Source organism: Catenulispora sp. MAP12-49 (assembly GCF_041262705.1).
Taxonomy (GTDB): Bacteria; Actinomycetota; Actinomycetes; order Streptomycetales; family Catenulisporaceae; genus Catenulispora.
This window is the reverse complement of the sequence record NZ_JBGCCP010000001.1, coordinates 427,928-450,348: the sequence shown is the minus strand read 5'-3', so window position 1 is coordinate 450,348 and position 22,421 is coordinate 427,928. Positions and strand designations below refer to the sequence as shown.

Genomic DNA, 22,421 nt, shown 5'->3' with positions numbered 1-22,421 from the left:
GCCAACCCCGAGTTGGGGCGGCCCCGGCTGACCTGCGCGGCAGGGAAAAGCGGTATGTCAGATAGCTGCTTCGAAGGCCTTCGCCATCACAGCGTACCCGGCGTCGTTCGCGTGGATGTTGGGACCGACCGGGGCCGGCGCGCACATCCAGGTCCACTGGCAGATGCGGGCCACGTTCAGCGGCACGGTGACGCCCGGCTTCAGCGGCACCTGGTCGATGAAGTCGTTGCTGTCGAACGCCGCGCTGACGTCGGCCACCCGGACGCCGTTCACCGGGTACTCGACCGCGAAGACCGCGTTGAACAGGTTCAGGAACACCGCCGAGAGCGTCGCGGTGCTCTGGCCGGAGGAGCCGGTGAGCCAGGACGCGAGGAACGGGTTGTAGTACGTCGACCCGACGAACTCGGTCTTGTGCCCGGCCGCGGAGCGCAGCGTCTTGAGGATGACCGGCAGGTCCTGCGAGGTCTGCTTGATCCCGTTCAGGCCGCACTGGATGTCCAGGCCGGTGGCGCTCGCGCAGCCGTCGACGTCGTTCGCGCCGATGTCGAGGGTCACCAGGACCCGGTCGCCCTTATGCGCCTTCAGGAACGAGGCGGCGGCGTCGAGCTGGTTCTTGTACGGCTCCGGGTACGGGCAGCCGCCGTGGATCATCGAGCCCGTGGTCTCGCCGGGGCACGCCAGGTTCACGTACTTGGTCCCCTGGGCCTTCAGCGAGGCGGCGATGTCGTCGGCGTAGCCGTGGCCGCTGATGTAGCCCTGGCCGGTCACCGCGTTCGGCTGCCAGCCGGCGCCGAGCGAGTCGCCGAGGGCGAGGTAGTAGTCGTACGGCTGGTGCTTCCAGCCGTCGGTCGCGCTCGCTGGGCCGGCGCTGACCGCCAGGCCGCACAGCGCGGCGGCCGCGAGCGCGGCGGCCTTGCGCAGGCCGAGTTTGGGAACGTGCATGCTGTGGGTCCCCTCCCAAGAAGATCGCGCCGCCCACAAAGGCCCCATCGCACATACATGTGGCGGCGAACACCTGGATGCTACTGGTAGGTAGCCGCCAGGGGTAGGGGAGGGTGATTCGAGGAGAACGACCGCTTAAGTCGGTTGCCGAACGCCGCCCGAGTCAGTTGTCGAAGGGCAGGACCAGCGTCCGCAAAAGCCCGGCCAGGGCCTTGCGATCCTCGGCGGACAGCCCGCCGAGCAGGTCGCGCTCCTGCGCCAGCAGCCCCTCGAACGCGCCGTCCACGCGCTCGCGTCCGGTGTCCGAGAGCTGCACCAGCACCCCGCGCCGGTCGCCGGGATCGGGCAGGCGCTTGACCAGGTCCTTGGCCGCGAGGCGGTCGATGCGGTTGGTCATCGTGCCGCTGGTGACCAGGGTCTGGGTCAGCAGCTTGCTGGGGGTGAGCTGGTAGGGCGCGCCGGCGCGGCGCAGCGCCGAGAGCACGTCGAACTCCCACGGCTCCAGGTCGTGCTCGGCGAACGCGGTGCGGCGGGCCCGGTCCAGGTGCCGGGCCAGGCGGGAGACCCGGGAGAGGACTTCGAGCGGAGCCACGTCGAGGTCGGGGCGCTCGTGGTGCCAGGCCTCGATCAGCCGGTCCACCTCGTCCCGGCAGACCCCGGGGTCCGCGGAGGCGGCGGTGCCGTTCTCGGCGGGGGGCGCCAGGCGGGCTGAATCCTGCGTCTGTGGCGTCTCCACCGCGTACCTTCTCCTCAGCGTGATCCGAGACCCCAGCCTAGCGGGAATGTCGGCACCGAGCATCTTGACATCGAGATTCTTGACCGGGCAGACTCTAAGTATCTCGACGTCGAGATACTTTGCCCATCTGCGACCTGCCGGGAGGCGTCATGGCCGACGACATCTGGAACGCCCAGCAGTACCTGCGGTTCGAGAACGACCGCCTGCGCCCCTTCCTGGACCTGGTCACCCAGCTCGACGCGGACGGCGACGTGCACACCGTCGTCGACCTGGGCTGCGGCCCCGGCAACGCGACCGCGCTGCTGGTCGACTGGTGGCCGGACGCCCGGATCGTGGGCGTCGACTCCTCCCCGGCGATGATCGAGGCCGCCCGGCGGCAGGAGGTTCCCGGCCAGGTCGACTTCGAACTCGGCGACCTGCGCGACTGGCACCCGGACGCCAAGGTCGACGTCCTGCTCGCCAACGCCGTGCTCCAGTGGGTGCCGGACCACCTGGACCTGCTGCCGGACCTGGCCGCGCAGCTCGCCCCCGGCGGCGTGTTCGGCTTCCAGGTCCCCGGCAACTTCGAGGCGCCCTCGCACCTCGCGCTGGCCGAGATGAAGCGCCGGTGGGCCGGCCGGGTCCCGGACGACCTGGTCAAGCCCGCGTCCCACGACCCGGCGGTCTACCTGGAGAAGCTCGCCGAGGCCGGGCTGGAGCCGGACGTGTGGGAGACCACCTACACCTACCTGGTCCCGGCCGACCCGGACCCGTCCGTGCCGTGCGGCGTCACCGAGTTCGTCCGCGGCAGCGCCCTGCGCCCGGCGATCAAGGCCCTGAGCGAGACCGACGCCGCCGACTTCGTCGCCGAATACGACACCCTGGCCCGCGCGGCCTACCCGATCCGCGAACTCGGCGGCCACACCGTCCAGCTGCTGCCCTATCGGCGGATCTTCGCCATCGGCCGCTCGCATTAGCCGACCACACCCGGAGGGGAAAGAAATGCTCTCATCACTCCATCACACCCAGGTAGCGGTCCCGAAGGGCGCGGAGGACATCTCGCGCGCCTACTACGTCGGCGTCCTGGGCATGACCGAGCTGCCCAAGCCGCCGGTCCTCGCCGCGCGCGGCGGCTGCTGGTTCGCCGCCGGCGGCCTGGAGATCCACACCGGCGTCGAGGAGCCCTTCGTCCCGGCGCGCAAGGCGCACCCGGGCATCCTGGTCACCGACATCGACCAGCTGTCCGCGGCGCTCACCGCGGCCGGCCACGAGTACACGTGGGACACGAGCATCCCCGACCGACGGCGGCTGCACACCTTCGACCCGCACGGCAACCGCCTGGAGTTCATCCAGGAATAGCGCTGCGACCGCTACTCCGCCGGCAGCTCCCGGGCCCGTTCTTCCAGCTCCTTGAGCAGCCCCTGGATTTCGCCGCGCACGTAGTCCCGGGTGGCGACCTCGCCCACCGCCAGGCGCAGCGAGGCGATCTCCCGGGTCAGGTACTCCATCGTCGCGATCGACAGCTCTTCGCGGTTCCGGTCCTCGGCGACCTGCACCTTGTCCCGCTCGGCCTGCCGGTTCTGCGCCAGCAGGATCAGCGGCGCGGCATAGGCGGCCTGGGTCGAGAACGCCAGGTTCAGCAGGATGAAGGGGTACGGGTCCCAGCGGATCGCCCTGCTGATCACCAGGATGTTCAGCGCGATCCAGATGATGACGATCACGGTCTGGATGACCAGGTACCGCGCGGTGCCGAAGAACCGTGCGATGGTCTCCGAGACCCGGCCGAAGGCGTCCGGGTCGAACGACGGCTTCAGCGAGACCTGCCGCCGGCCGCGCGGCTGGTCCAGCCGCGGCGGTGTGTACTCGCGCGCCACTTAGCCCTCCCCCACCTCGGTGCCGGTCCGTTCCAGGCCCGCGGCCCCGGCGTCCTGCTCCTCCAGCAGCTCCACGACCTCGCGGGCCTCCGGAGGCAGTTCGTCGTGCGGGTGTTTGCCCGGCCGCATCCGCCAGTCGTCGGGCAGCAGGTGGTCCAGCACGTCGTCGACGGTGACCGCGCCCAGCAGCCGGTCGTCGGCGTCCACCACCGGCACCGCGACCAGGTTGTAGGTCGCCATGTAGGCCGTGACCTCGTTCAGCATGGTGTCCGGGGTCAGCGGCTCCAGCTCGACGTCCACCGCCGCCGACACCAGCGCCATCGGCGGCTCGCGCAGCAGCCGCTGGATGTGCACGGCGCCCAGGTAGCGGCCGGTCGGCGTCTCGGTCGGCGCGCGGGTGACGAACACCAGCGAGGCGTTCGCCGGCGTGCGCTCCTCGTCCCGTACCAGCGCCAGGGCCTCGGCCACGGTCGCGTTCGGCAGCAGGATGATCGGGTCGGAGTTCATCAGGCCGCCGGCGGTGTCCTCGCGGTAGGTCAGCAGCCGCCGCACCGGGTTCGCGTCCTGCGGCTCCATCAGGGCCAGCAGCCGCTCGGCCTCGTCCGCGCTCAGCTCGCCGAGCAGGTCCGCGGCGTCGTCGGGGTCCATCGCCTCCAGGACGTCGGCGGCGCGCTCGGACTCCAGCTCGCCCAGGATCTCGACCTGGTCGTCCTCGGGGAGCTCCTCCATCACGTCGGCCAGGCGCTCGTCGTCCAGGGCCGCGGCCACCTCGCCGCGCCGCCGGGGCGAGAGCTCGTGCATGACGTGCGCCAGGTCCGCGGCGTGCAGCTTGTCCAGCGCCGCGACCAGCTCGGCGGCGCCCTGCGCGCCGGAGACCTCCAGGCCCTGGACCGCGTCCCAGTCCACGGTCAGCGACTCCCCGCGGCGCCGCAGCCCGCCCTTGGCCGCCTTCTGCACGAACAGCTTGGTCAGCGCCATGTCCTTGCCGGCGCGCTCGGGCTCCAGGGCCACGTCGCGCACGGTCGCGTTCTCGCCGGTGGCCTTCAGGGTGACCCGGCGGTCCAGCAGTTCGGCCAGCACCAGGGTCTCGCCGGCCCGCTGCTGGAAGTGCCGCATGTTCACCAGGCCGGTGGAGATCACCTGGTTGCTCTCGATCGAGGTGACCCGGCCGATCGGCAGGAAGACCCGCCGCCGGCCGTGCATCTGCATCTCCAGGACCAGGCCGAGCACGCGCGGGGCGGTGTCGCCGGCGCCCATGCTGACCACGATGTCGCGGATCCGGCCCACCGGTTCGCCGTCTGCGTCGAACACAGAGCGGCCGGCGAGGTGGGAGACATATACGCGGGACAGGGCCCTCACGTCATCCTCCGCATCGTCGTCAGCGCGGCCGGCACGCTCCCGGCGGCCGCGGGTGGTCAAGATGAGTGTGCTGCCTCACGGGCCGGTCGAAACGCCGCCGACCGCGCGACGCCCCAGGTCCGATGATGTGATCAGGCTACCGGTTCCGGCCCCGCGCGACAGACTCCGCTACTCCGTCCCCGCCCCGTCGGCACGTCGTCTAGTCTCATGGCGTCACCGATCGACGGGAGAACCGTGCGCACGTCCCGAGGAACCGCTGTTCGCGCAGGTGCCGCGGCCGTCGCGGCCGTGACCGCCGCGGCGGTGCTGGCCGGCTGCGGCTCCACCGGCACCAACGGCGTGGCCAAGAAGGGCGCCGGATCCATCGTCGCCACCGCCGAGGACGCCGTGCTGAACGCCGGCAGCGTCCACATCCAGGGCCAGTTCACCTCCGGCAACCAGCCGGTCGCGCTGGACCTGCGGCTGGTGAAGGACAAGGGGGCCTCCGGCACGGTGACGATCGGCACTGAGGTGCTTGAGCTTCTGCGGGTCGGGCCGGACGTCTACGTCAAGGGCGACCAGGCCTTCTACCAGTCGGTGCTGTCCCGGCTCGGCGACGGGTCCGCCCCGGCGCCGAGTTCGGCGGGATCGGCTCCGTCCACGGCGCCGTCCTCGCCCGCGAGCAGCCCGAGTCCCGGCTCGAGCTCCTCCGACAACAGCATCGCGGTCACCGCGATGCAGATCAACTACCTGCACATCGGCCCGGCCGACGCGCAGTACCAGACCTTCGCCTCGCTGACCGATCCGCGCCAGCTGCTGGCGCAGATCATGCAGGGCATCGGATCGCTGGGCAAGGACGGCCAGAAGGACATCCGGGGCACCAAGTCGATCGTGTTGTCCGGCGCCAAGGACACCCGGGTGTACGTGGCCATCGACGGTCAGCCCTTCCTGGAGCGGGTGCTGCCGCCCGGCGGCGGGACGCTGGACTTCATGGACTACGACTCCCAGGTCACGCTGAACCCGCCGCCGCCGGGCCAGGTCGTGGACATAGCCAAGCTCGCGAAGTAGCCGCGGCCTGCCGGTCACACCGGCAAGGCCAGTCAGGCCAGTCGGGCCAGTCGGGCCAGTCAGAGCACAGAGGCGAAGGGCTTGCCGTCCAGCACGATCTCCGGCTCGACGCCCAGCGCCGCGTAGACGTGCGCCGCGACGTCCACGTGCCGCAGCGTGCCGTAGTCAGCACCACCTTCAATGCCCGGGCCGCAGGCCGCGATCCAGGCGGTGCGCTCGGCCTGGCTGTCGCCGCCGTGGCCGCCTTCCGGGACGTGGCCGTGGTCGGTGACGGCGATGAAGGTCCAGTTCTCGGCCGTCCGCTCCGCCCGCGAGGCCACCGCGGCCAGCAGCCGCCCGACCCGCGCGTCGGTGCGGCGGATCGCGGCCCGGTACACGTCCCCGCAGCCCAGGTCGTGGCCGGTGGCGTCGTTCACGCCGAGGTAGACGAACGCCGCGTCCACGTCCTCGGCGGCCAGGACGCGCTCGGCATCGCGGGTGACCGCCTCGTCGCCCTGGTCGCAGCCCTGCGCGGACTGTCCGAAGGTGGCGAAGCTCAGCCGGGACGGCGCCGCGAACATCGGGCCGTGGTCGGCCGTGGTGGCCAACGGCGGCCAGGCCCCGACCGCGAGGTAGGTGTGCAGGCCGAAGTCGCGGGTCAGCACGGTCAGGAAATCCGGGTGCTCGGCGAGGCGGTGCCCGGCGAAGTCGTTGCCGCCGATGCGGTGCCGGTCGATGGTGGTACCGGTGACGGCGGTGGCCCAGCAGGGCCCTGAGACGGTCGGCGTGCCGTCCTCGATCCGGACCGGGGCCAGGAAACCCTCGCCGGCGATCCGGTCGAGGTGCGGCGTCGGCTCGGCCTCCAGGAAGTCCAGGCGCGTGCCGTCGATGCCGATGACCAGAACGTGTGAAGTGCGTGCAGTGCTCATGTCTCCCCTGATGTCCGGTCCGGCTAAGCGATCCGCGCGAGATCATCCTCACGAACCGCGCCTAGCAGCGGAAGCCCCGCGACGAAACGCTCGACGTCGGCGACCGCGTACGCGCCGAGCAGTGCGACCTCGCTGCCCATCGCGCCGGCCAGGTGCGGTGTCACGACCACGTTCGGCAGCAGGAACAGCGGATGCCCCGGTGGCAGCGGCTCGTCGGGATCCGTGACGTCCAGGAACGCGTCGATCCGGCCGGCGGCGCAGTGCCGCACCAGCGCCTCGGTGTCGATCAGGGCGCCGCGGGCGGTGTTCACGAGCACCGATCCCTCGCGCATCAGCCCCAGCCGCCGGTCGTCGAGCAGGTGGCGGGTCTCCGGCAGCGACGGCGCGTGCAGCGTCACCACGTCGCCGCGGCGCAGCAGGTCGTCGAGCTCCACGAGCTCCACCGACCACGGTGCCGGCATCAGCGCCGCGGCCTCGGCCGGGCTCAGCGTCGGATCGGCGAGCAGGACCTCGAAGCCCTCGCGGGCCAGCATCGGCAGCACCAGCCGGCCGATGCGGGAGGCGCCGACCACCCCGACCGTGCGGCCGACGTTGCCGAACCGCGGCGAGGTCGCGGACGCCTTGTAGACGCCCTCGGCGTACTGCCGCGCCATCGAGAAAGTCCGTTTCCCGGCCAGCAGGATCACGCTGAGCGTGAACTGCGCGACCGGATACGCGTTGGCGTCCGCGGCCGAGGAGGTGAGGATCCCGCGGCTCCAGAAGTCCGGGCCCAGGTGGTGTTTCACCGATCCGGCCGCGTGGACCACCGCGCGCAGGTGCGGCGCCGCGTCCAGGACCTCGGCGTCCAGCGGCGGACAGCCCCAGCCGGTCAGCAGGACCTCGGCGCCGGCCAGCGCCCGCCGGGCGCGCGGCTCGCCGAAGTCGGTCACGACCAGCCCGTGGTCGATCTCGACGACGGCGTCGAGCCGGGTGCGCAGCGCGGCCGGGAACGCCGTGGAGGCGACGTCCGGACGCATGGCGAACAACGCGGCGGCACGGCCGGCCATGAGCTCCCCTGTCTGTTGGGTGTCTGTCGGGCGATGTTCTGCCGGTACAGGTATGCCCGTTCGGCGCCCGCCGAGACGTGGGTCATGTAACCGGTTTCGTAGGATGGGGACTGTAGGCGGCTCAGCTTCCGAGGTCAAGAACACCACGTCGGCATCACGCCAGATCACAAGTCGGCCACGCCGACGTCGATGGCTTGACGCGAGACAGTAATCGTTTTAGGTTCGCGTCCCATCACCCCGAAAAACCGAACACCGAAACACCGAAACACCGAAACACCGAACACCGATGAACACCGATGCTCGCCGAAGGCAGGGAGGTACCGCATGGCAGCCGCAACGGCCGCCGCAGCCGCCGCGACAGCCGGGGCCAAGCCCCGGGCCAGGACCCGGTGGTCCCGCCTGCGGCGGGACAAGGTCCTGCTGCTGATGATGCTTCCCGGCGTGCTGTACTTCGGGGTCTTCCAGTACCTGGCGCAGCTCGGGAACATCATCGCCTTCAAGGACTACGTGCCCTTCGTCGGCATCAAGGACAGCGCCTGGGTCGGGTTCCAGCAGTTCTCGACGCTGTTCGCCGACCCCGACTTCTGGCACGCGGTTCGGAACACCTTCGAGCTGGCCCTGATCCAGCTGGTCTTCTACTTCCCGGTGCCGCTGGCGCTGGCGATGTTCCTGTTCAGCCTGACCCGCAACTGGGTGCGCAAGCTGGTGGTCAGCTTCGTCTACCTGCCGCACTTCATCTCGTGGGTGGTCGTCGTCGGGCTGTTCGTGCAGGTGCTGGGCCCCTCCGGGATGGTCAACAGCCTGCTGACGCACGACAGCCACCACGTCGTGGTCAACGTCTTCCGGGACCCGGCCTGGTTCAAGCCGATGATGCTGATCGAGCTGATCTGGAAGGACTGCGGCTGGGGCACGATCATCTTCCTGGCCGCGCTGTACCAGGTCGACGACGCGCTCTACGAGGCCGCCTCGCTCGACGGGGCCGGCTGGGCCCGCCGCACCTGGCACGTCACGCTGCCCTCGATCCGGCCGGTCCTGGTGCTGCTGCTGATCCTGCGGGTCGGCGACGTCCTGTCGGTCGGCTTCGACCAGGTCATGCAGCAGCGGGACACCTTCACGCCGGCCGCGGCGGAGGTGATCGACACCTACGTCTACAACCACGGCGTCGGCAGCGGCCAGTTCTCCGTCGCGGCGGTCGCCGGCCTGCTCAAGGGCCTGGTGGCGATGGTGCTGGTGTTCGGCGCCAACAAGGTCGCGCACAAGCTCGGCGAACAGGGGGTCTACCAGTGAGCGTCGAGAGCTCGAACCTGCGTCCGGCGTGGATGGGCCGGCCAAAGCCGGCGGTCAGCGCGCTCAAGGGCGCCACGATCGTGGTCATCCTGGCCCTGATAGCCGTGCCGTTCTGGCTGGTGCTGGCCACCTCGGTGTCCTCCGACGCCGAGGTGAACGCCAACGGCGGCTGGTCGCTGTGGCCGGACAAGCTGGACTTCTCCGCGTACACCAACGTCTTCGAGGGCGGGACCATCGGCCACGCGCTGTGGGTCTCGGTCCTGGTGACCGCGCTGGGCACCGCGGCGAGCCTGGCCTCGACGACCTTCCTGGCCTACGCGCTGTCCCGGCCGAACGTGCTGGCCGGCAAGCCGATCCTGCTGGCGATCCTGTTCACGTTCCTGTTCCCGGCCGGCATGATCCCCAGCTTCCTGGTGGTCACCGACCTGCACCTGTTCGACCACCTGGCCGCGCTGTTCGTCCCGGTGATGATCAACGTCTTCAACCTGGTCATCATGCGCGGCTTCTTCCAGAACATCCCGGAGGAGCTGTACGAGGCGGCGCGCCTGGACGGCGCCGGGGATCTGCGGACCCTGTTCAGGATCGTGCTCCCGCTGTCCAAGGCGATCATCGCGGTGGTCGGCCTGTACTACGCCGTCGGCTACTGGAACGACTACTTCCGGGCGATGCTCTACACCAACGGCGGCTCGCTGAACCCGCTGTCCACGGTGCTGCGCGGCTTCGTCATCGCCGGCAACAACCCCAACGCCGAGGCCGGCGTGGACATCACCGGCATCGCCCCGATGAAGGCGATCTCCGCCCTGGTGGTCATCGCGATCGTGCCGATCGCCGCCGCCTTCCCCTTCCTGCAGCGCTACTTCACCAAGGGCGTCATGACCGGCGCCGTCAAGAGCTAAGGAGCCGCACCGCCATGTCGTTCACCAGCCCCGCGCAGCAGATATCCCGCAGGACCGTCCTGCGCACCACCGGTGCCGCCGCCGTCGCGGCCGTCGCCGCCCCGGCCCTGGCGGCCTGCGGCGGGTCCAAGACCTCCTCGGGCGCCGCGCAGTCCAACGTCGACAAGAAGCTGATGGCCTGGCCGACCTACACCCCGGCGGCCGGCCTGCACCCGGACATGCCGGGGACGGCGGCCGGTGTGCAGGACACGTTCCTGCGCTACCCGGCGAACCTGATCCAGTCGGTGCCGACCAAGCCCGGCGACGGCTCGAAGGTGCGCGCCCTGATCGTCACCTACGGCACGCAGCCCAAGGGCCCGGACCAGAACCAGCTGTGGAAGGCCGTCAACGACGCGGTCGGCGTGGACCTGGACCTGACGATGGTCACCGACGCCGACTGGCAGACCAAGCTCGGCGCCATGATGGCGAGCAACGACCTGCCGGACATCATCATGCTGGGCCTGTACCAGCTGCCGAACGAGGCGCAGTTCCTGCAGGCCAAGTGCGAGCCGCTGGGCCAGTACCTGTCCGGGGACGCCGGCGCGAAGGCCTACCCGAACCTGGCCGCGATCCCGCCGTACAGCTGGGACTCGGTGGGCCGGGTCGGCGGCGACTTCTACGCGATCCCGATCCACCGGCCGCGGCTGGGGAACTCGTTCTTCGCGAACTCCGACCTGTTCCAGCAGGCCGGGATCTGGAACCCGACGCCGGGCGGCCTGAGCAAGGCCGACCTGACCGCCGGGCTGGTGAAGCTGAACACGCAGGGCCACTTCACCCTGGGCACCAACAAGGTCGCCTCCTTCGGGTACCTGACGCATTCCGGTGTGCACGGCACCCCCAACCTGTGGTCGCTCGCGAACGGCCAGTTCAGCACCGCCTACGGCACCGACAACATGAAGCAGTCGCTGGCCACGATGGCCGACTGGTACGGCAAGGGCCTGTACGACCCGGCGGCGCTGACCGTGTCGAGCACCCAGTGCAAGACGAACTTCCAGAACGGGACCTACATCAGCACCACCGACGGCTTCGGCGGGTTCGGCGGCTACGCGACCGCGGTGAACGAGAAGTGGAAGGTCGACTTCGTCCGTCCCTACGATGCCGGCACCGGCGCCGGCGCCAAGGCGACGCCCTGGCTGACCCCGGGCTACTTCGGCTACACGGCCCTGAAGAAGGCCTCGCCGGAGCGGGTCAAGATGCTGCTCGGCGTGCTGAACTTCCTGGCCGCGCCGTTCGGCTCCAAGGAGTGGGAGCTGATCAACTACGGCATCGAGGGCGTGCACTTCACCCGCGGCGCGGACGGCGGCCCGTCGAAGCCGACCGACCTGGGCAAGATCGAGAACTCGGTGAACGTGCCGTTCAAGTACGTCATGGCCGCGCCGATGGTGAACTACCTGGCCGGCGAGCCCGAGGCGGCCAAGCGCTGCTACCAGGCGCAGGTGGACATCGTGCCGCTCGGCGTCCCGGACCCGAGCCTGGGCATCCAGTCGGCGACCCGCAACAAGCAGTGGCCGACGCTGTTGCAGCAGATCCAGGACGGGATGAACGCGATCATCACCGGGAAGGCGTCGATGTTGTCCTGGGACGACGTCATCAAGAAGTGGAAGGGCAACGGCGGCGACCAGATCGCCGCGGAGCTCGGCGCCGAATACAGCAAGACTCACAGCTGAGGCATGATCGGGCGCATGAGCTACCTGGCCGCTTTGGAAAACGAGGTCCGTGACGTCGTGGCGAAGGCGGCCGGGTCCGCCGCGCCCGAGCTGACCTACACGCTGTACCGGCAGTTCGGCGACACCGGACACCGCTACGGCTATGAGCATCCCTACTTCGAGCGGCGCGGCCGGCTGGTCGCGGCCGGCGCGGCGGCGATGTTCGACGTGCGCGCCGACGGTGTCGACGGCGTCGTCAGCGCCGAGGTCTTGAACGTCCTGGCCGACGAGCTGTGGCGGGTGTGCGACGAGTACAGCTGGGCCCTGCCCGCGCACGAGTACCACGCGCGGGACGGCGACATGCGGCGCTGCGTCGACCTGTTCGCGGCCGAGACCGCGCACACCGTGGCCGAGCTGATCGGGCGGTTCGGCAAGCAGCTGCCCGAGGACGTCACCATGCGCTGCCGCGAGGAACTGCTGGACCGGGTCTTCATCCCGTTCGCCGACGACCAGCGGCCGATGGCGTTCGAGAAGATGACCAACAACTGGCTGGCCGTGGTCGCCGGCGGCGTCGGGATGGCCGCGCTGGCCTTCTTCCCGGACGACGCCAAGCGGCTGGCGATGATCCTGAAGCGCGCGCAGAAGTCCCTGCGGCGTTTCATCGAGCACTACCCGGACGACGGCGGCTGCTCGGAGGGCATGGACTACTGGGTCTACGGCTTCGGGTACTTCGCCTACTTCGCCGAGGCCTGGCGCGAGCGGGGCGGCCCGGATCTGTTGCTGGACGCCAAGATCCGGGAGATCGCGGCCTTCCCGGCGCGAGCCGGGTTCGGCGACGGCCGGTTCCCGAGCTTCTCCGACGGCTCGGAGACCGCGGCGATCCCGACCGGGCTGATGGCCCGGCTGGTCGAGCGGCTCGGGGTCCCGGCGCCGTACACCGAGGCGGTGCCGAGCTTCGCATCAGACTTCTGTCACCGGTGGCCGCACGTCGCCAAGAACATCGAGTGGACGACGGAGCGCGTCCTGGGCCGGACGGTCTCGCCGGGTGTCTCCTATCTGCCGGATCTGGCGTGGGTCGTGGACCGCGGCGGCGAGGCCGAGTTCGCGGCCAAGGGCGGCCACAACGACGAGTTCCACAACCACCTGGACGTCGGCCAGTTCATCCTGCGCGGCCACGGCGAGACGCTGCTCGCCGACCTCGGCGCGGGCGAGTACAACGCCGACTACTTCGGGCCCGAGCGGTATAAGGACGTTCACACTGCCGCCGAAGGGCACTCGATCCCGCTGGTCGACGGCCGGGGGCAGCAGCCGGGCGCCGAGTACGCCGCGAAGGTCGAGCGGTTCGCCGAGACCGGCCAGGGCGCGATCCTGACGCTGGACCTCACCGGGGCGTACGACGTCCCGGGCCTGCTGGCCCTCGGCCGGCGTTTCACCTGGCAGCGGCACGGCAGCCTGGTCGTGGTGGACCGGATCCAGACCGATCGCGCGATGCCGCTCGAGGAGCTGTACCTCAGCCGGATCCGGCCGGCGGTCGAGGCCGATCGCGTGGTGTGGGAAGGCGAGAAGGCCCGGTGTGTCCTCACCTGGTCGGGCCCGGTCGAGATGGGGCCCGAGCTGGACACCGTCGAGACCACCGGTCACCGGGGCGAGCTGGAAAGCGTTTTCCGTCTTCGGCTACGATGCTCGGTCGAGGCTGGTGGCAGCCGGCTGGAGTCCGTGTTCACCGTCGAGCGCAAGGAGCGTTGATGGCCGGCGCGTTGGATGTCCCCGAGGACCGCGAGCTGTCGGAGTACACCGGCTGGACGCGGCAGCACTGGCTTACGCAGGCCGACCACCTGCTCGATTCCGTGAAACCGTTCGCCTCGCCGCATTCCGCGCGTTTCGAGCTCCCGGGGCGGCCGAGTGTTTCGGGGTTCGACTCCGATGCCCTCGAAGGCTTCGCGCGCACCTTCCTGCTCGCGGCGTGGCGGATCGCCGCCGACCGGGGACAGGGGCCGGTGGCCGAGGTCCTGATCGCGCGGTACTCCTCGGGCCTGGCCGCCGGGGCGGACGCCTCGCATCCCGAAGCCTGGCCTCGGATTCCGCAGGGCCGGCCGGGGCAGCCGATGGTGGAGGCGGCCTCGATCGCGCTCGGGCTGCACTACACGCGGGAATGGCTGTGGGACAAGCTGGACACACGGGCGCAGGGGCTCGTCGCGGACTGGCTCGGGGAGTTCGTGGGCAACCCGACCTGGCCGAACAACTGGATGCTGTTCCAGACGGTCACCGAGGAGTTCCTGTCCTCGATCGGCGCGCGGTATGAGGAGTCCGAGATCCTGCGGGGTCTGGACGCCACCGAGGACTGGTACGTCGGCGACGGTTGGTACACCGACGGCGCCGGCCGGAACTTCGACTACTACATCGGCTGGGCCATGCACCTGTATCCGCTGGTGTGGACGCAGATGGCCGAGGGCGGCGCGCGCAACGACCGCGCGCTGGCGGCCCGCGAGGTGTACCGGGGCCGGTTGCGGCAGTTCCTGGAGCGCTACTTCGACTTCTTCGGCGCCGACGGCGCGCCGATCCACCAAGGCCGCTCGCTCACCTACCGGTTCGCGGCCGCGGCGCCGATCTGGATCGGGGAGATGTTCGACTGTTCCCCTTACGACGCCGGGCTTTCGCGGCGCGCGGCCAGCGGCGTGCTGAAGCACTTCGCCGAGCACGGCGCGCCGGACGAGCGCGGGCTGCTGACCCTGGGCTGGCACGAGCCGTTCCTGCCGATGGTGCAGAACTATTCGGGCCCTGCTTCGCCCTACTGGGCCTCGAAGGGCTTCATCGGCTTGATGCTCCCGGCCGACCACCGGGTGTGGACGGCGCCGGAGTCGCCGCTGCCGGTGGAGGCCGGCGACTTCGAGTCGGCGATCGGCCCGGTCGGCTGGACGCTGAGCGGGACGAGGAGCGACGGCATGGTGCGCCTGCTGAACCACGGCAGCGACAAGGCCCGGCACCACACCCCGCCGTTCGACGAGCACACCGACGTCTTCTACTCGCCGCTGGCGTTCTCGACGGTCACCGCGCCGGACACCGCCCCCGAGGCGTGGGCCAAGCGGGTCGGCAACCACGTCGCGCTGATCGCGCCGGACGGCCGGGTCACCTCGCGCGGGGCGATCGAGCCGATCGGGGTGGCGGCCGAGTGGGGCGCGTCGCGGCACGTCCCGGGCTTCGAGGAGGAGCCCGGCGGCGCGGTGCGACCGGTCGAGGGCGCGGAGATCGAAACCCAGACGTTCGTGAAGGAGGGCGCCGAGATCCGGGTGCACCGGGTGACGGCGCCGGCCGGCTGGACCGTGCGCGAGGGCGGCTATCCGGTCGCCGGTCCCGAGCAGGTGCTGCCCGGCGAGAACGAGAAGCTGCCCGGCGCGTTCGCGATCAACGACCTCGGGGTGATGTCGCGGATCGAGAGCCTGGGCGGGTGGACCGCGGCCGGGGTCGAGCACGAGTTGGGCGCGAACGCGTTGGGAGCCTTCTCGGCGACGCCGTATCTGACGGCCGAGCATCCCGGAGGGACGGCTTTCTACCGGTCCAAGGTGATGGTGTACCGGCTGCCCGAGGGAGACGCCGAATGAGCTGGCCGCTGGCGTTCTCGACCCTGGGCTGTTCGGGGCTGCCGTTGGCGGACGTCGTCGATCTGGCGCGGTCGACGGGGTGGCTCGGGCTGGAGCTTCGAGCCGCTGATGACGAGCCGGTGCACGTCGGACTGTCGCTGCAAGAGCGGGTCGCTGCGCGCGATGTGCTGGAGTCCGGAGGTGTCATGGTGTTGGCGGTCGCCTCCTATGTCAGAGTGGCGCGCGGTGAGGTCGGCGACGACGAGTGTGTCGCCGACGCTTTGGCGCATGCTGAGCTCGCACGGGATCTCGGGGCGCCTTACGTGCGTGTCTTTCCCGGGGCGGAGGAGCCTGGCGCCGAGGCGGACGCGCGTGCGGTGCGGCGGCTGAACGCCATCGCCGCGCGGTTGCCGGAAGGCGTGGGGATCCTGTTGGAGACTCACGACAGTCATCCACAGGGTGTGGATATCGCGCGCGTTCTGTCTCAGGTCTCCGGTGATGTGGGCACCATCTGGGACGTCATGCATCCGTGGCGGACCGGCGAGCCGATCTCCGTCACGAAGGACGTGCTGGCTCCGTATCTGAAGCATGTGCAGGTGAAGGACGTGCTGTCGCCGGAGGAGCGCACGCCGTTGCCGCTCGGCGAGGGCACTATTCCGTTGGCCGAGTTCTATGCCGCGCTGCGTGAACTGGGATATCAGGGCTGGATGTCGCTGGAGTGGGAGTCCAAGTGGCACCCCGAAGCCGTGCCGCTGGCCGAGGCGCTGAAAGTGAAGCCGGCTCTCTGAGACCCGGCGCTGTCACCGGTTGATCAGCGGCCGCACCGAGTCCCGCATCACGATGTGGGTTCCCAGCACGACGTGCTGGGTCGGGGCGGCCGCCTCGTCGCGGTGCAGGGCCAGACGGACGGCTTCGCGGCCGAGTTCCATGTGCGGGATCGAGACGGTGGTCAGCGCGGGGTACAGGTCCTGGGCCTCTTGTTCGTCGTTGTATCCGATCACTGATACCTGGTCCGGCACGGACACCCCGGCCTCGCGCAACGCGACCAGGGCGCGGGCCGCGATGTGGTCGTCCCAGGCGAAGACCGCGGTGAAGTCCGGCGGGCCCGCGGCCAGGCGCTTCTTGAGCTCGGAGTAGGCGAACGGCGGCAGCTGGTTGCCGATGATGACCAGGCCGGGGTCCTCCTCGGCGCCGTAAGCGTGGATCGCGCGGCGGTAGCCGTCGAGGCGGTCGCGGGTGGTGGTGTTGGCCTCGTCGCCACCGATGAACAGGATCCTGCGATGCCCCTGCGAGAGCAGGTGGCTGGTCGCGGCGAAGGCGCCGCCGGCGTTGTCGTACTCGACCACTGTCACCGGCAGGTTCTCGCCGGGCGAGGGCCGCCCGCAGACCACCAGGCGCGAGCCCGCGCTGTCCAGCAGCCGGGCCAGGCGTGCCATGTGCTCGCGGTACTCGGGGGTGTCGATGACGCCGCCGACCAGGACCACCGCGTCCACGTTCTGCTCGCGCAGCGTCTCGACCAGCTTCACCTCGCGCTCGGGGTCGCCGCCGGTGGTGCTGACCATGCACAGCCGGTCCTCGGCCATCGCCTGTTGTTCCACGCCGGAGGCGACACGGTTGTAGAACGGCGAGGTGAGGTTGGACAGCAGGACCGCGATCATCTTGGAGCTGTTGCCGGCCAGCGCGCGGGCGTGCGCGTTGACGACGTAGTCCAGCTCGCGGACGGCGCGCAGGACCTTGGTGCGGGTCGCGGCGGCCACCGGGTAGTTGCCGGTGAGGACCCGGGAGACGGTGGCGACGGAAACCCCGGCGCGGGTGGCCACGTCGCGGATGGTCGCCGCGCGGCCGGCGGTGGATTCGCGGTCGATCTCAGAGCGTCTGGCCACGGGGAAAGAATACGTTTTCTAAAGCGTTTCTCCTAATCATCGCGTAGGAGAACAGCCAACTGCGTGCGTGATCGGACGCCGAGCTTTCGGTAAACGCCGGTCAGTACGGATTCCACGGTCTTCACCGACAGGAACAGGTTCGCCGCGATCTCGCGATTCGGCAGCCCTTCGGTGACCAGCGCGACGATGCGCTGCTCGGCCGCTGTCAGGTCCAGGTCCGGCGCCTGGGCCTCGGCGACTTCGGCCGGCTCCCAGAGCGGCGCCTGCGCCCGGCGGAAGACCGCCGCCGCCTGGTCGTGGAAGTGCCGCGCCGAGGCCGCGCGCCGCCGCCGCTTGTCGATGATCGCGCGGGTGAGCAGGACGCGGCCGCGCTCCAGCGGCAGGCCGAGGGTCAGGAAGGTGTGGTCGGCGCGGTGCAGGAGGGCTTCGGCGCGGGCGTGATCGCCTTGCGCCGCCTTGAGGACGGCGTCCGCCCGGTCCAGCGAGGCCAGGACGCCGCGCCGCCCCAGCTCCTCGGCCGTCCGCCGGGTCTCGGTGACGACCGCCGCCGCCTCGTCCGTCTGCCCGAGCGCGACCAGCACCTCGGCGAGGTCGGCGTGGAAGCGCACGGTGGCCGGATCGACGATGCCCTGCTCCTCCACCAGGGTCCTGACCCGGTTCAGATCCTCGCCGGCCGCGGCGGTGTCGCGCAGCAGCAGGTGCACGGTGCCGGACAGCGCGAGGCAGCGGGTCTGGAAGATCTGGTCCTGTTCCTGCGCCGAGGCGGCCGTCCCCCGGTCGGCGAGGCGCAGCGCCTCCTCCAGCGTGCCGCCGGCCGTCTGCGCCAGCGCGCAGGTGAACAACACCGGACCGGGGGAGGCGCGCTCGGCGCCCGGGAGCTCTTCGAGCCGGCGCGCGCTGCGGATGGCGGCGGACCCGAGCCCGGCCCGCGCGTCGATCTCGACCGCGCCGCGCAGCAGCAGCGCGCGATCGGCGTGGCTGCCGCTGCGCTCGGCGTGCGAGGTGAGCTGGCGCAGATGGTGCCGCGCCTCGTCGAGCTGGTCGGCGAAGAGCGCGAAACGGACGGACAGCCACCGCGCGGAGTTGATGAGCGCACCGGGAGCCGGATCGGGGCTGAGCACCAACGCCCGGCGCAGGACACGCGGATAGGAGGGCTCGCCGATGAGCTGCTCGATGCGCGCGAGCATGACCAGCGCGACAGCCCGCGACTCAGAATTCTGCGAGAGCTCGGCGGCCCGGACGGCGGCCCGCGCGGCGTCATGGGCGCGCCGGTTGTCGCCCAGAGCCAGGTGCGCATGCCAGGCGGCGCGCAGGTGGACGGCGGAGAGCAGGGCCGGATCGCCGGCCGCCTCGGCATCGGCCAGCGCGCGGCCGAGGATGTCGTCGAGGCCACCGACGGCCTGCCCGGCCGCATCGACGACCGCGAGCCGGGCCCGCGCGCGGGCGGCGTGATCGGACTCGGTGCGATCGAGGCGCGCGACGGCGGTGCGGGCGAGGTGGGGGCGGCCTGCGGCTGCGGCGTCGGTGGCGGCGGCGAGGAGGAGGGCGGCGACGGCGGTGGGGCGCTGGGGGCGGTCGGCGGCGACGAAAGGCGGTTGGCGGGCTGAGTCTGCTGTGGGCACGGTGAGCGGCTCGGCAGGGGCGGCGGTGGCTGGTTGGCGGGCCGGGCTTGCCGCAGATGGAGTGTGTGGTTCGGCGGCGGGGCGCTCTGCGGCAGCGGCGGAATTGGTTGCGGGTTCTGCGGCTGTGGCTGCGGCCTGATTCTCCTGCCGCACAGCAGCCGTCCCGCTCACCGGAGCCGGCATCGGCGCCAGCGACCCGTTCGCCGCCCCGACCCCCGACCCGACCCCCGCTTGGGCATCCTGCACCGGCAACAGTTCCGCCGCCAGCAGCCACAGCTCCGCCGCGCGTCCCGGATCGCCGCGTCGGCGCACCGCGCGGGCCGCGATCGCCAGGTCCGAGGCGACCTCGAGGTCCGGCCGGTCCCGTGCCGCCGATGCGCGGTGCCACAAGCGCGCAGTGGGGTCCGTCGCCGTTTCGGCGAGGAGCAAGTGCGCCGTGCGGAGTGTCTCCTGCGATGCGTCTGCCAGGACTGTGTCGCGGACAGCCGTGGCCGGGAAGGTCACCATGCCGTGCACGTCGACCGTGATCAGGCCGGCCTGGTCCGCGCAGGCCAGTGCTTCCAGGGTGTCCGGGCCTGCTGTGCGGCGCAGGGTGGGGATCGCGGGGTCGGCGGCTATCGCGGCGATCAGCAGGGTGCGCCACACGCTGTCCGGTGTGGGCAGCTCGTCGATCCAGCCGCGGACGCAGCGCCGGGCCGCCGCCGGTGTCGTCACCGCGTCGAGGGCGCCCGAGGCTGCGTCCAGGCCGCGGGCGATTTCCACGGTCAGCCGGGCGTTGCCGCCGGTCGCGGCGTGGACGCGGGCTGCGACGCGGAAGCCGATTCCGCGTTCCTGCAACAGGGTCGCGGTCTGCTCGGCTGTCAGCGGGGGGACCGGGAGTTCCAGGGTGTCGCGGCCCAGCAGGTCCAGGGGGCCGCCGGGCCGGGTCGCGGCGACCACGGGGAAGGTGTGGCGGGCGAGGTAGGCCAGGATGTCGAAGCTCTCCGCGTCCCACCACTGCAGGTCGTCGGCCAGGAGCAGGATGCGCTTGTCCGGCGGGGCCGCCGCTTCGGCGCAGGCGCGGGCGGCCAGGCGGATCGCCACGCGGTCGGGGGTGCCGGGGATCCGGCGGAGGGCCTGGCGGATGGCCGCGAGCCACGGCTCGGGCAGATCGGGGGCCTCGGTGAGGAGGTCGGCTATGGCGGCGAAGGGGACGTCGCGGTCGGCGGGGGCGGCGGTCAGCCAGACCGCGTGGTCCCCGCGCGTGATCCAGGGCTCTGCGACCGTGTCCAGGAGTGCGGACTTGCCGCGGCCGGCCGGCGCCGCCAGCACCGTGGGGAGGCCCTCGGCGGCGCGCGCGGCCAGGGCGGCGACGAGCTCCCCATGCCCGATCATGTCAAGTCCTTGGCGGTCACGTTGCCGGTGGCGGCCGCGGTTTCCGCTCGTGGCGGGCCGTGGTGGCTGTTCGGGGAAGATTACGCCGCGCTTGCCCTCGGTCACAAGAGTTCCCGTTGTGTTCCCAGCCACGACGCGCTGAGTGAAGAAGACGCCCTGAGTAAAGAGCTGGTCATGCGCGAGCTGTTCAAGGGTTTCCCCCGATGCGGTGCGGGGCGATCTTCAGCAAATTCTTAGCTCGCCACCCATCCCCTCTACCCCACCGAAGGCAGAGATGAAAAACACGTACACGCGGCGACGCGCCGCGGCGGCCGGAGCGGCTGTCGCCACCATGGCGGCCGGCTTCGGTCTCATTGCGGCCTCCGCGCAGACCGCGCAGGCCTGGGACATCAACCCGGCCTCCTGCAAGCACGTGCCGCACAGCCACAAGCACGGTGTGCAGCCTACGGAAACGCAGACGCTCTGCGACCGTATAAACGCCGCCGGGCACGCGGCCGCGTCGGGTTCGGAGACGCTGGCCTACGGCGGCGGTGTCGACGGCATCGGCGTGAACAGCGGGCACGCCAAGGTTTATTTGGTGTTCTATGGGACCCAGTGGGGTTCTCAGAGCACGAACTCCAGCGGGCTCGCCACCTTCTCCGGCGACCCGGACGGCGCGGCGCCGGTCGTGCAGAAGATGTTCAAGGACATCGGCACCGGCGGCGAGACCTGGTCGGCGGACCTGACCCAGTGGTGCGACGGCCCGAACGTGGCCTCCGGCGCGACCAGCTGCCCGACCAACGCGAACTTCGTCCCCTACCAGAGCGGCGGCGTGCTCTCCGGCGTCTGGTACGACAACGGGGCGGCCTCGCCCTCCGCGGCGACCGGCCACCAGCTGGGCGTCGAGGCGGTCAACGCGGCGGCGCACTTCGGCAACACCAGCGCGGCGGCGAACCGCAACGCCTACTACGTCATCCTGTCCCCGCACGGCACCGACCCGGACGGCTACCAGGACCCCAACACCGGCTACTGCGCCTGGCACGACTGGAACGGCGACACCACGCTGAACGGCGGCGCGGTCACCAGCAACTACGGTGACATCGCGTTCTCCAACCAGCCGTACAACATGGACGTCGGCCAGACCTGCGGCACCAACTTCATCAACTCCGGCAGCAGCGGTCTGCTGGACGGCTACACGATGACCCTCGGGCACGAGTGGCACGAGATGATGTCGGACCAGAACCCGGCCGGCGGCTGGACCAACCAGACCTCCTCGAGCTCCTACTACCAGCAGGAGAACTCCGACGAGTGCGCGTGGCTCAAGCCCGGCACCACCGGCGGCGCGGCGAACGTCACCATGGGCTCGGACTCCTTCGCCGAGCAGGCCAGCTGGTCCAACGACACCAACGGCTGCGCGATCTCGCACCAGATCCTGACCCACAACGGCGGCGGCTCCGGCACGGTCTCCGTCACGCAGCCGGCGGCGCAGACCTCCACGGTCGGCACCGCGGTCTCGCTGCAGATCCAGGCTTCCGACTCGGCCTCGGGCCAGACGCTGACCTACGCGGCCACCGGTCTGCCGCAGGGCGTCGCCATCGACAGTGGCAGCGGCCTGATCTCCGGCACCCCGACCACGGCCGGGACCTCGAGCGTGACCGTCACGGCCACCGACTCGACCGGCGCCTCGGGCTCGACGACCTTCGGCTGGACGGTCAACGCGACCACCGGCGGCGGCAGCGTGATCGTCAACGGCGGCTTCGAGAACGGCTCGCTGTCCGGCTGGACCACCTCCGGTGTCACCAGCGCGACGACCTCCGGCCCGCACTCCGGCGCCTACGCGGCCGAGCTCGGCAGCTCCAACCCGACCAGCACCTCGAGCATCGCGCAGACCTTCACCGCGGGCACGGGCAACAGCACGCTGGGCTTCTGGTACAACGTGACCTGCGACGACACCGTGACCTACGACTGGGCCACGGCGACGCTGAAGGACAACACCACGGGCGCCACCAAGACCATCCTGCCCAAGACCTGCACCAACCCGACCTCGGGCTGGAAGCAGGTGACCGCCTCGGTCACGGCCGGCCACAGCTACACCCTGACGCTGACCAATAAGGACGACAACTACCCGGGCGACCCGACGTACACCCTGTACGACGACGTCACGGTGTCCTGAGTTGATCAGTTCCCTGTGACCGGAGCGCGGGTCCGGTGCCCACACGCCGGATC

The 22,421-nt window shown here is 70.8% G+C and carries 19 protein-coding genes; 11 read left to right on the top strand and 8 right to left on the bottom strand.

Translation table 11 applies throughout. The annotated features are described in order from the left end of the window. Positions 1–57: 57 nt before the first annotated feature. Complete coding sequence (locus ABIA35_RS01970) at positions 58–942, bottom strand: SGNH/GDSL hydrolase family protein (RefSeq protein WP_370343119.1); 885 nt, start codon at positions 940–942, stop codon at positions 58–60. 163 nt (positions 943–1,105) lie between these two features. Then, entirely contained in the window at positions 1,106–1,645 is a 540-nt protein-coding gene (locus ABIA35_RS01965) for a MarR family winged helix-turn-helix transcriptional regulator (RefSeq protein WP_370343255.1), read from the bottom strand. 182 nt (positions 1,646–1,827) lie between these two features. Here ABIA35_RS01965 and ABIA35_RS01960 point away from each other — a divergent pair, with 182 nt between their 5' ends. Then, positions 1,828–2,634: a methyltransferase domain-containing protein gene (locus ABIA35_RS01960; RefSeq protein WP_370343118.1), complete on the top strand. Its 807-nt coding sequence runs from the start codon at positions 1,828–1,830 to the stop codon at positions 2,632–2,634. Between the two features lie 25 nt (positions 2,635–2,659). Further along, complete coding sequence (locus tag ABIA35_RS01955; protein WP_370356294.1) at positions 2,660–3,016, top strand: glyoxalase; 357 nt, start codon at positions 2,660–2,662, stop codon at positions 3,014–3,016. A gap of 11 nt (positions 3,017–3,027) precedes the next feature. On the opposite strand, the gene ABIA35_RS01950 is transcribed toward ABIA35_RS01955, so the two are convergent. Both ABIA35_RS01950 and ABIA35_RS01945 read right to left on the bottom strand, forming a co-directional pair. Further along, positions 3,028–3,531 carry a DUF1003 domain-containing protein gene (locus tag ABIA35_RS01950; protein WP_370343114.1) on the bottom strand — a complete coding sequence of 168 codons (504 nt, stop codon included), beginning with the start codon at positions 3,529–3,531 and terminating at the stop codon, positions 3,028–3,030. After that, positions 3,532–4,890, bottom strand: coding sequence for a magnesium transporter MgtE N-terminal domain-containing protein (locus tag ABIA35_RS01945; RefSeq protein ID WP_370343113.1), 1,359 nt, complete (start codon positions 4,888–4,890; stop codon positions 3,532–3,534). It lies immediately after the preceding gene. Between the two features lie 234 nt (positions 4,891–5,124). On the opposite strand from ABIA35_RS01945, the gene ABIA35_RS01940 reads away from it, so the two are divergent. Then, the gene (locus ABIA35_RS01940; RefSeq protein ID WP_370343112.1) at positions 5,125–5,937 is read left to right on the top strand and encodes a hypothetical protein; all 813 of its coding nucleotides are present in this window, start codon (positions 5,125–5,127) and stop codon (positions 5,935–5,937) included. Positions 5,938–5,996: 59 nt separating this feature from the next. Here ABIA35_RS01940 and ABIA35_RS01935 read toward each other — a convergent pair whose 3' ends face one another. Together ABIA35_RS01935 and ABIA35_RS01930 are read right to left on the bottom strand one after the other, a co-directional pair. Further along, complete coding sequence (locus ABIA35_RS01935) at positions 5,997–6,845, bottom strand: alkaline phosphatase family protein (protein ID WP_370343111.1); 849 nt, start codon at positions 6,843–6,845, stop codon at positions 5,997–5,999. Positions 6,846–6,868: 23 nt separating this feature from the next. Continuing rightward, entirely contained in the window at positions 6,869–7,891 is a 1,023-nt protein-coding gene (locus ABIA35_RS01930; RefSeq protein WP_370356292.1) for a hydroxyacid dehydrogenase, read from the bottom strand. A 324-nt stretch (positions 7,892–8,215) separates the two neighbouring features. On the opposite strand from ABIA35_RS01930, the gene ABIA35_RS01925 reads away from it, so the two are divergent. From ABIA35_RS01925 to ABIA35_RS01900, 6 genes are read left to right on the top strand one after another with little or no spacing between them, the layout of a single operon-like run. Next, complete coding sequence (locus ABIA35_RS01925) at positions 8,216–9,178, top strand: ABC transporter permease (RefSeq protein ID WP_370356290.1); 963 nt, start codon at positions 8,216–8,218, stop codon at positions 9,176–9,178. After that, entirely contained in the window at positions 9,175–10,074 is a 900-nt protein-coding gene (locus ABIA35_RS01920; RefSeq protein WP_370343107.1) for a carbohydrate ABC transporter permease, read from the top strand. The genes ABIA35_RS01925 and ABIA35_RS01920 overlap by 4 nt, the downstream gene beginning before the upstream one ends. A gap of 14 nt (positions 10,075–10,088) precedes the next feature. Beyond that, positions 10,089–11,780 (top strand): sugar ABC transporter substrate-binding protein, encoded by a 1,692-nt coding sequence (locus tag ABIA35_RS01915; RefSeq protein ID WP_370356288.1) that lies wholly within the window; start codon positions 10,089–10,091, stop codon positions 11,778–11,780. A gap of 15 nt (positions 11,781–11,795) precedes the next feature. Further along, positions 11,796–13,505: a heparinase II/III family protein gene (locus tag ABIA35_RS01910; protein ID WP_370356286.1), complete on the top strand. Its 1,710-nt coding sequence runs from the start codon at positions 11,796–11,798 to the stop codon at positions 13,503–13,505. Further along, entirely contained in the window at positions 13,505–15,358 is a 1,854-nt protein-coding gene (locus tag ABIA35_RS01905; RefSeq protein ID WP_370356284.1) for a DUF2264 domain-containing protein, read from the top strand. The genes ABIA35_RS01910 and ABIA35_RS01905 overlap by 1 nt, the downstream gene beginning before the upstream one ends. Continuing rightward, entirely contained in the window at positions 15,355–16,125 is a 771-nt protein-coding gene (locus tag ABIA35_RS01900; RefSeq protein WP_370356282.1) for a sugar phosphate isomerase/epimerase family protein, read from the top strand. Before ABIA35_RS01905 ends, ABIA35_RS01900 begins: the two co-directional genes overlap by 4 nt. Before the next feature lie 12 nt (positions 16,126–16,137). Here the strand turns inward: ABIA35_RS01900 and ABIA35_RS01895 are convergent, their stop codons facing one another. Beyond that, the gene (locus ABIA35_RS01895; RefSeq protein WP_370343100.1) at positions 16,138–17,220 is read right to left on the bottom strand and encodes a LacI family DNA-binding transcriptional regulator; all 1,083 of its coding nucleotides are present in this window, start codon (positions 17,218–17,220) and stop codon (positions 16,138–16,140) included. Positions 17,221–17,252: 32 nt separating this feature from the next. Continuing rightward, a complete protein-coding gene (locus tag ABIA35_RS01890) occupies positions 17,253–20,216 on the bottom strand; it encodes a LuxR C-terminal-related transcriptional regulator (protein WP_370356280.1) in 2,964 nt (987 codons plus the stop codon). Here ABIA35_RS01890 and ABIA35_RS01885 point away from each other — a divergent pair. Then, complete coding sequence (locus tag ABIA35_RS01885) at positions 20,205–20,453, top strand: hypothetical protein (protein WP_370343098.1); 249 nt, start codon at positions 20,205–20,207, stop codon at positions 20,451–20,453. The two genes, ABIA35_RS01890 and ABIA35_RS01885, sit on opposite strands and share 12 nt — an antisense overlap. 37 nt (positions 20,454–20,490) lie before the next feature. Next, a complete protein-coding gene (locus ABIA35_RS01880; RefSeq protein ID WP_370343097.1) occupies positions 20,491–22,368 on the top strand; it encodes a putative Ig domain-containing protein in 1,878 nt (625 codons plus the stop codon). The last annotated feature ends 53 nt before the right edge of the window (positions 22,369–22,421 follow it).

What these genes read in the sequence shown, in the direction of transcription:
- ABIA35_RS01930 (WP_370356292.1), bottom strand. Translation starts at nt 7,891, where the DNA reads ATGGCCGGCCGTGCCGCCGCGTTGTTCGCCATGCGTCCGGACGTCGCC.
- ABIA35_RS01890 (WP_370356280.1), bottom strand. Translation starts at nt 20,216, where the DNA reads ATGATCGGGCATGGGGAGCTCGTCGCCGCCCTGGCCGCGCGCGCCGCC.
- ABIA35_RS01910 (WP_370356286.1), top strand. Translation starts at nt 11,796, where the DNA reads ATGAGCTACCTGGCCGCTTTGGAAAACGAGGTCCGTGACGTCGTGGCG.
- ABIA35_RS01955 (WP_370356294.1), top strand. Translation starts at nt 2,660, where the DNA reads ATGCTCTCATCACTCCATCACACCCAGGTAGCGGTCCCGAAGGGCGCG.
- ABIA35_RS01915 (WP_370356288.1), top strand. Translation starts at nt 10,089, where the DNA reads ATGTCGTTCACCAGCCCCGCGCAGCAGATATCCCGCAGGACCGTCCTG.
- ABIA35_RS01885 (WP_370343098.1), top strand. Translation starts at nt 20,205, where the DNA reads ATGCCCGATCATGTCAAGTCCTTGGCGGTCACGTTGCCGGTGGCGGCC.
- ABIA35_RS01970 (WP_370343119.1), bottom strand. Translation starts at nt 942, where the DNA reads ATGCACGTTCCCAAACTCGGCCTGCGCAAGGCCGCCGCGCTCGCGGCC.
- ABIA35_RS01935 (WP_370343111.1), bottom strand. Translation starts at nt 6,845, where the DNA reads ATGAGCACTGCACGCACTTCACACGTTCTGGTCATCGGCATCGACGGC.
- ABIA35_RS01900 (WP_370356282.1), top strand. Translation starts at nt 15,355, where the DNA reads ATGAGCTGGCCGCTGGCGTTCTCGACCCTGGGCTGTTCGGGGCTGCCG.
- ABIA35_RS01905 (WP_370356284.1), top strand. Translation starts at nt 13,505, where the DNA reads ATGGCCGGCGCGTTGGATGTCCCCGAGGACCGCGAGCTGTCGGAGTAC.
- ABIA35_RS01960 (WP_370343118.1), top strand. Translation starts at nt 1,828, where the DNA reads ATGGCCGACGACATCTGGAACGCCCAGCAGTACCTGCGGTTCGAGAAC.
- ABIA35_RS01925 (WP_370356290.1), top strand. Translation starts at nt 8,216, where the DNA reads ATGGCAGCCGCAACGGCCGCCGCAGCCGCCGCGACAGCCGGGGCCAAG.
- ABIA35_RS01880 (WP_370343097.1), top strand. Translation starts at nt 20,491, where the DNA reads ATGAAAAACACGTACACGCGGCGACGCGCCGCGGCGGCCGGAGCGGCT.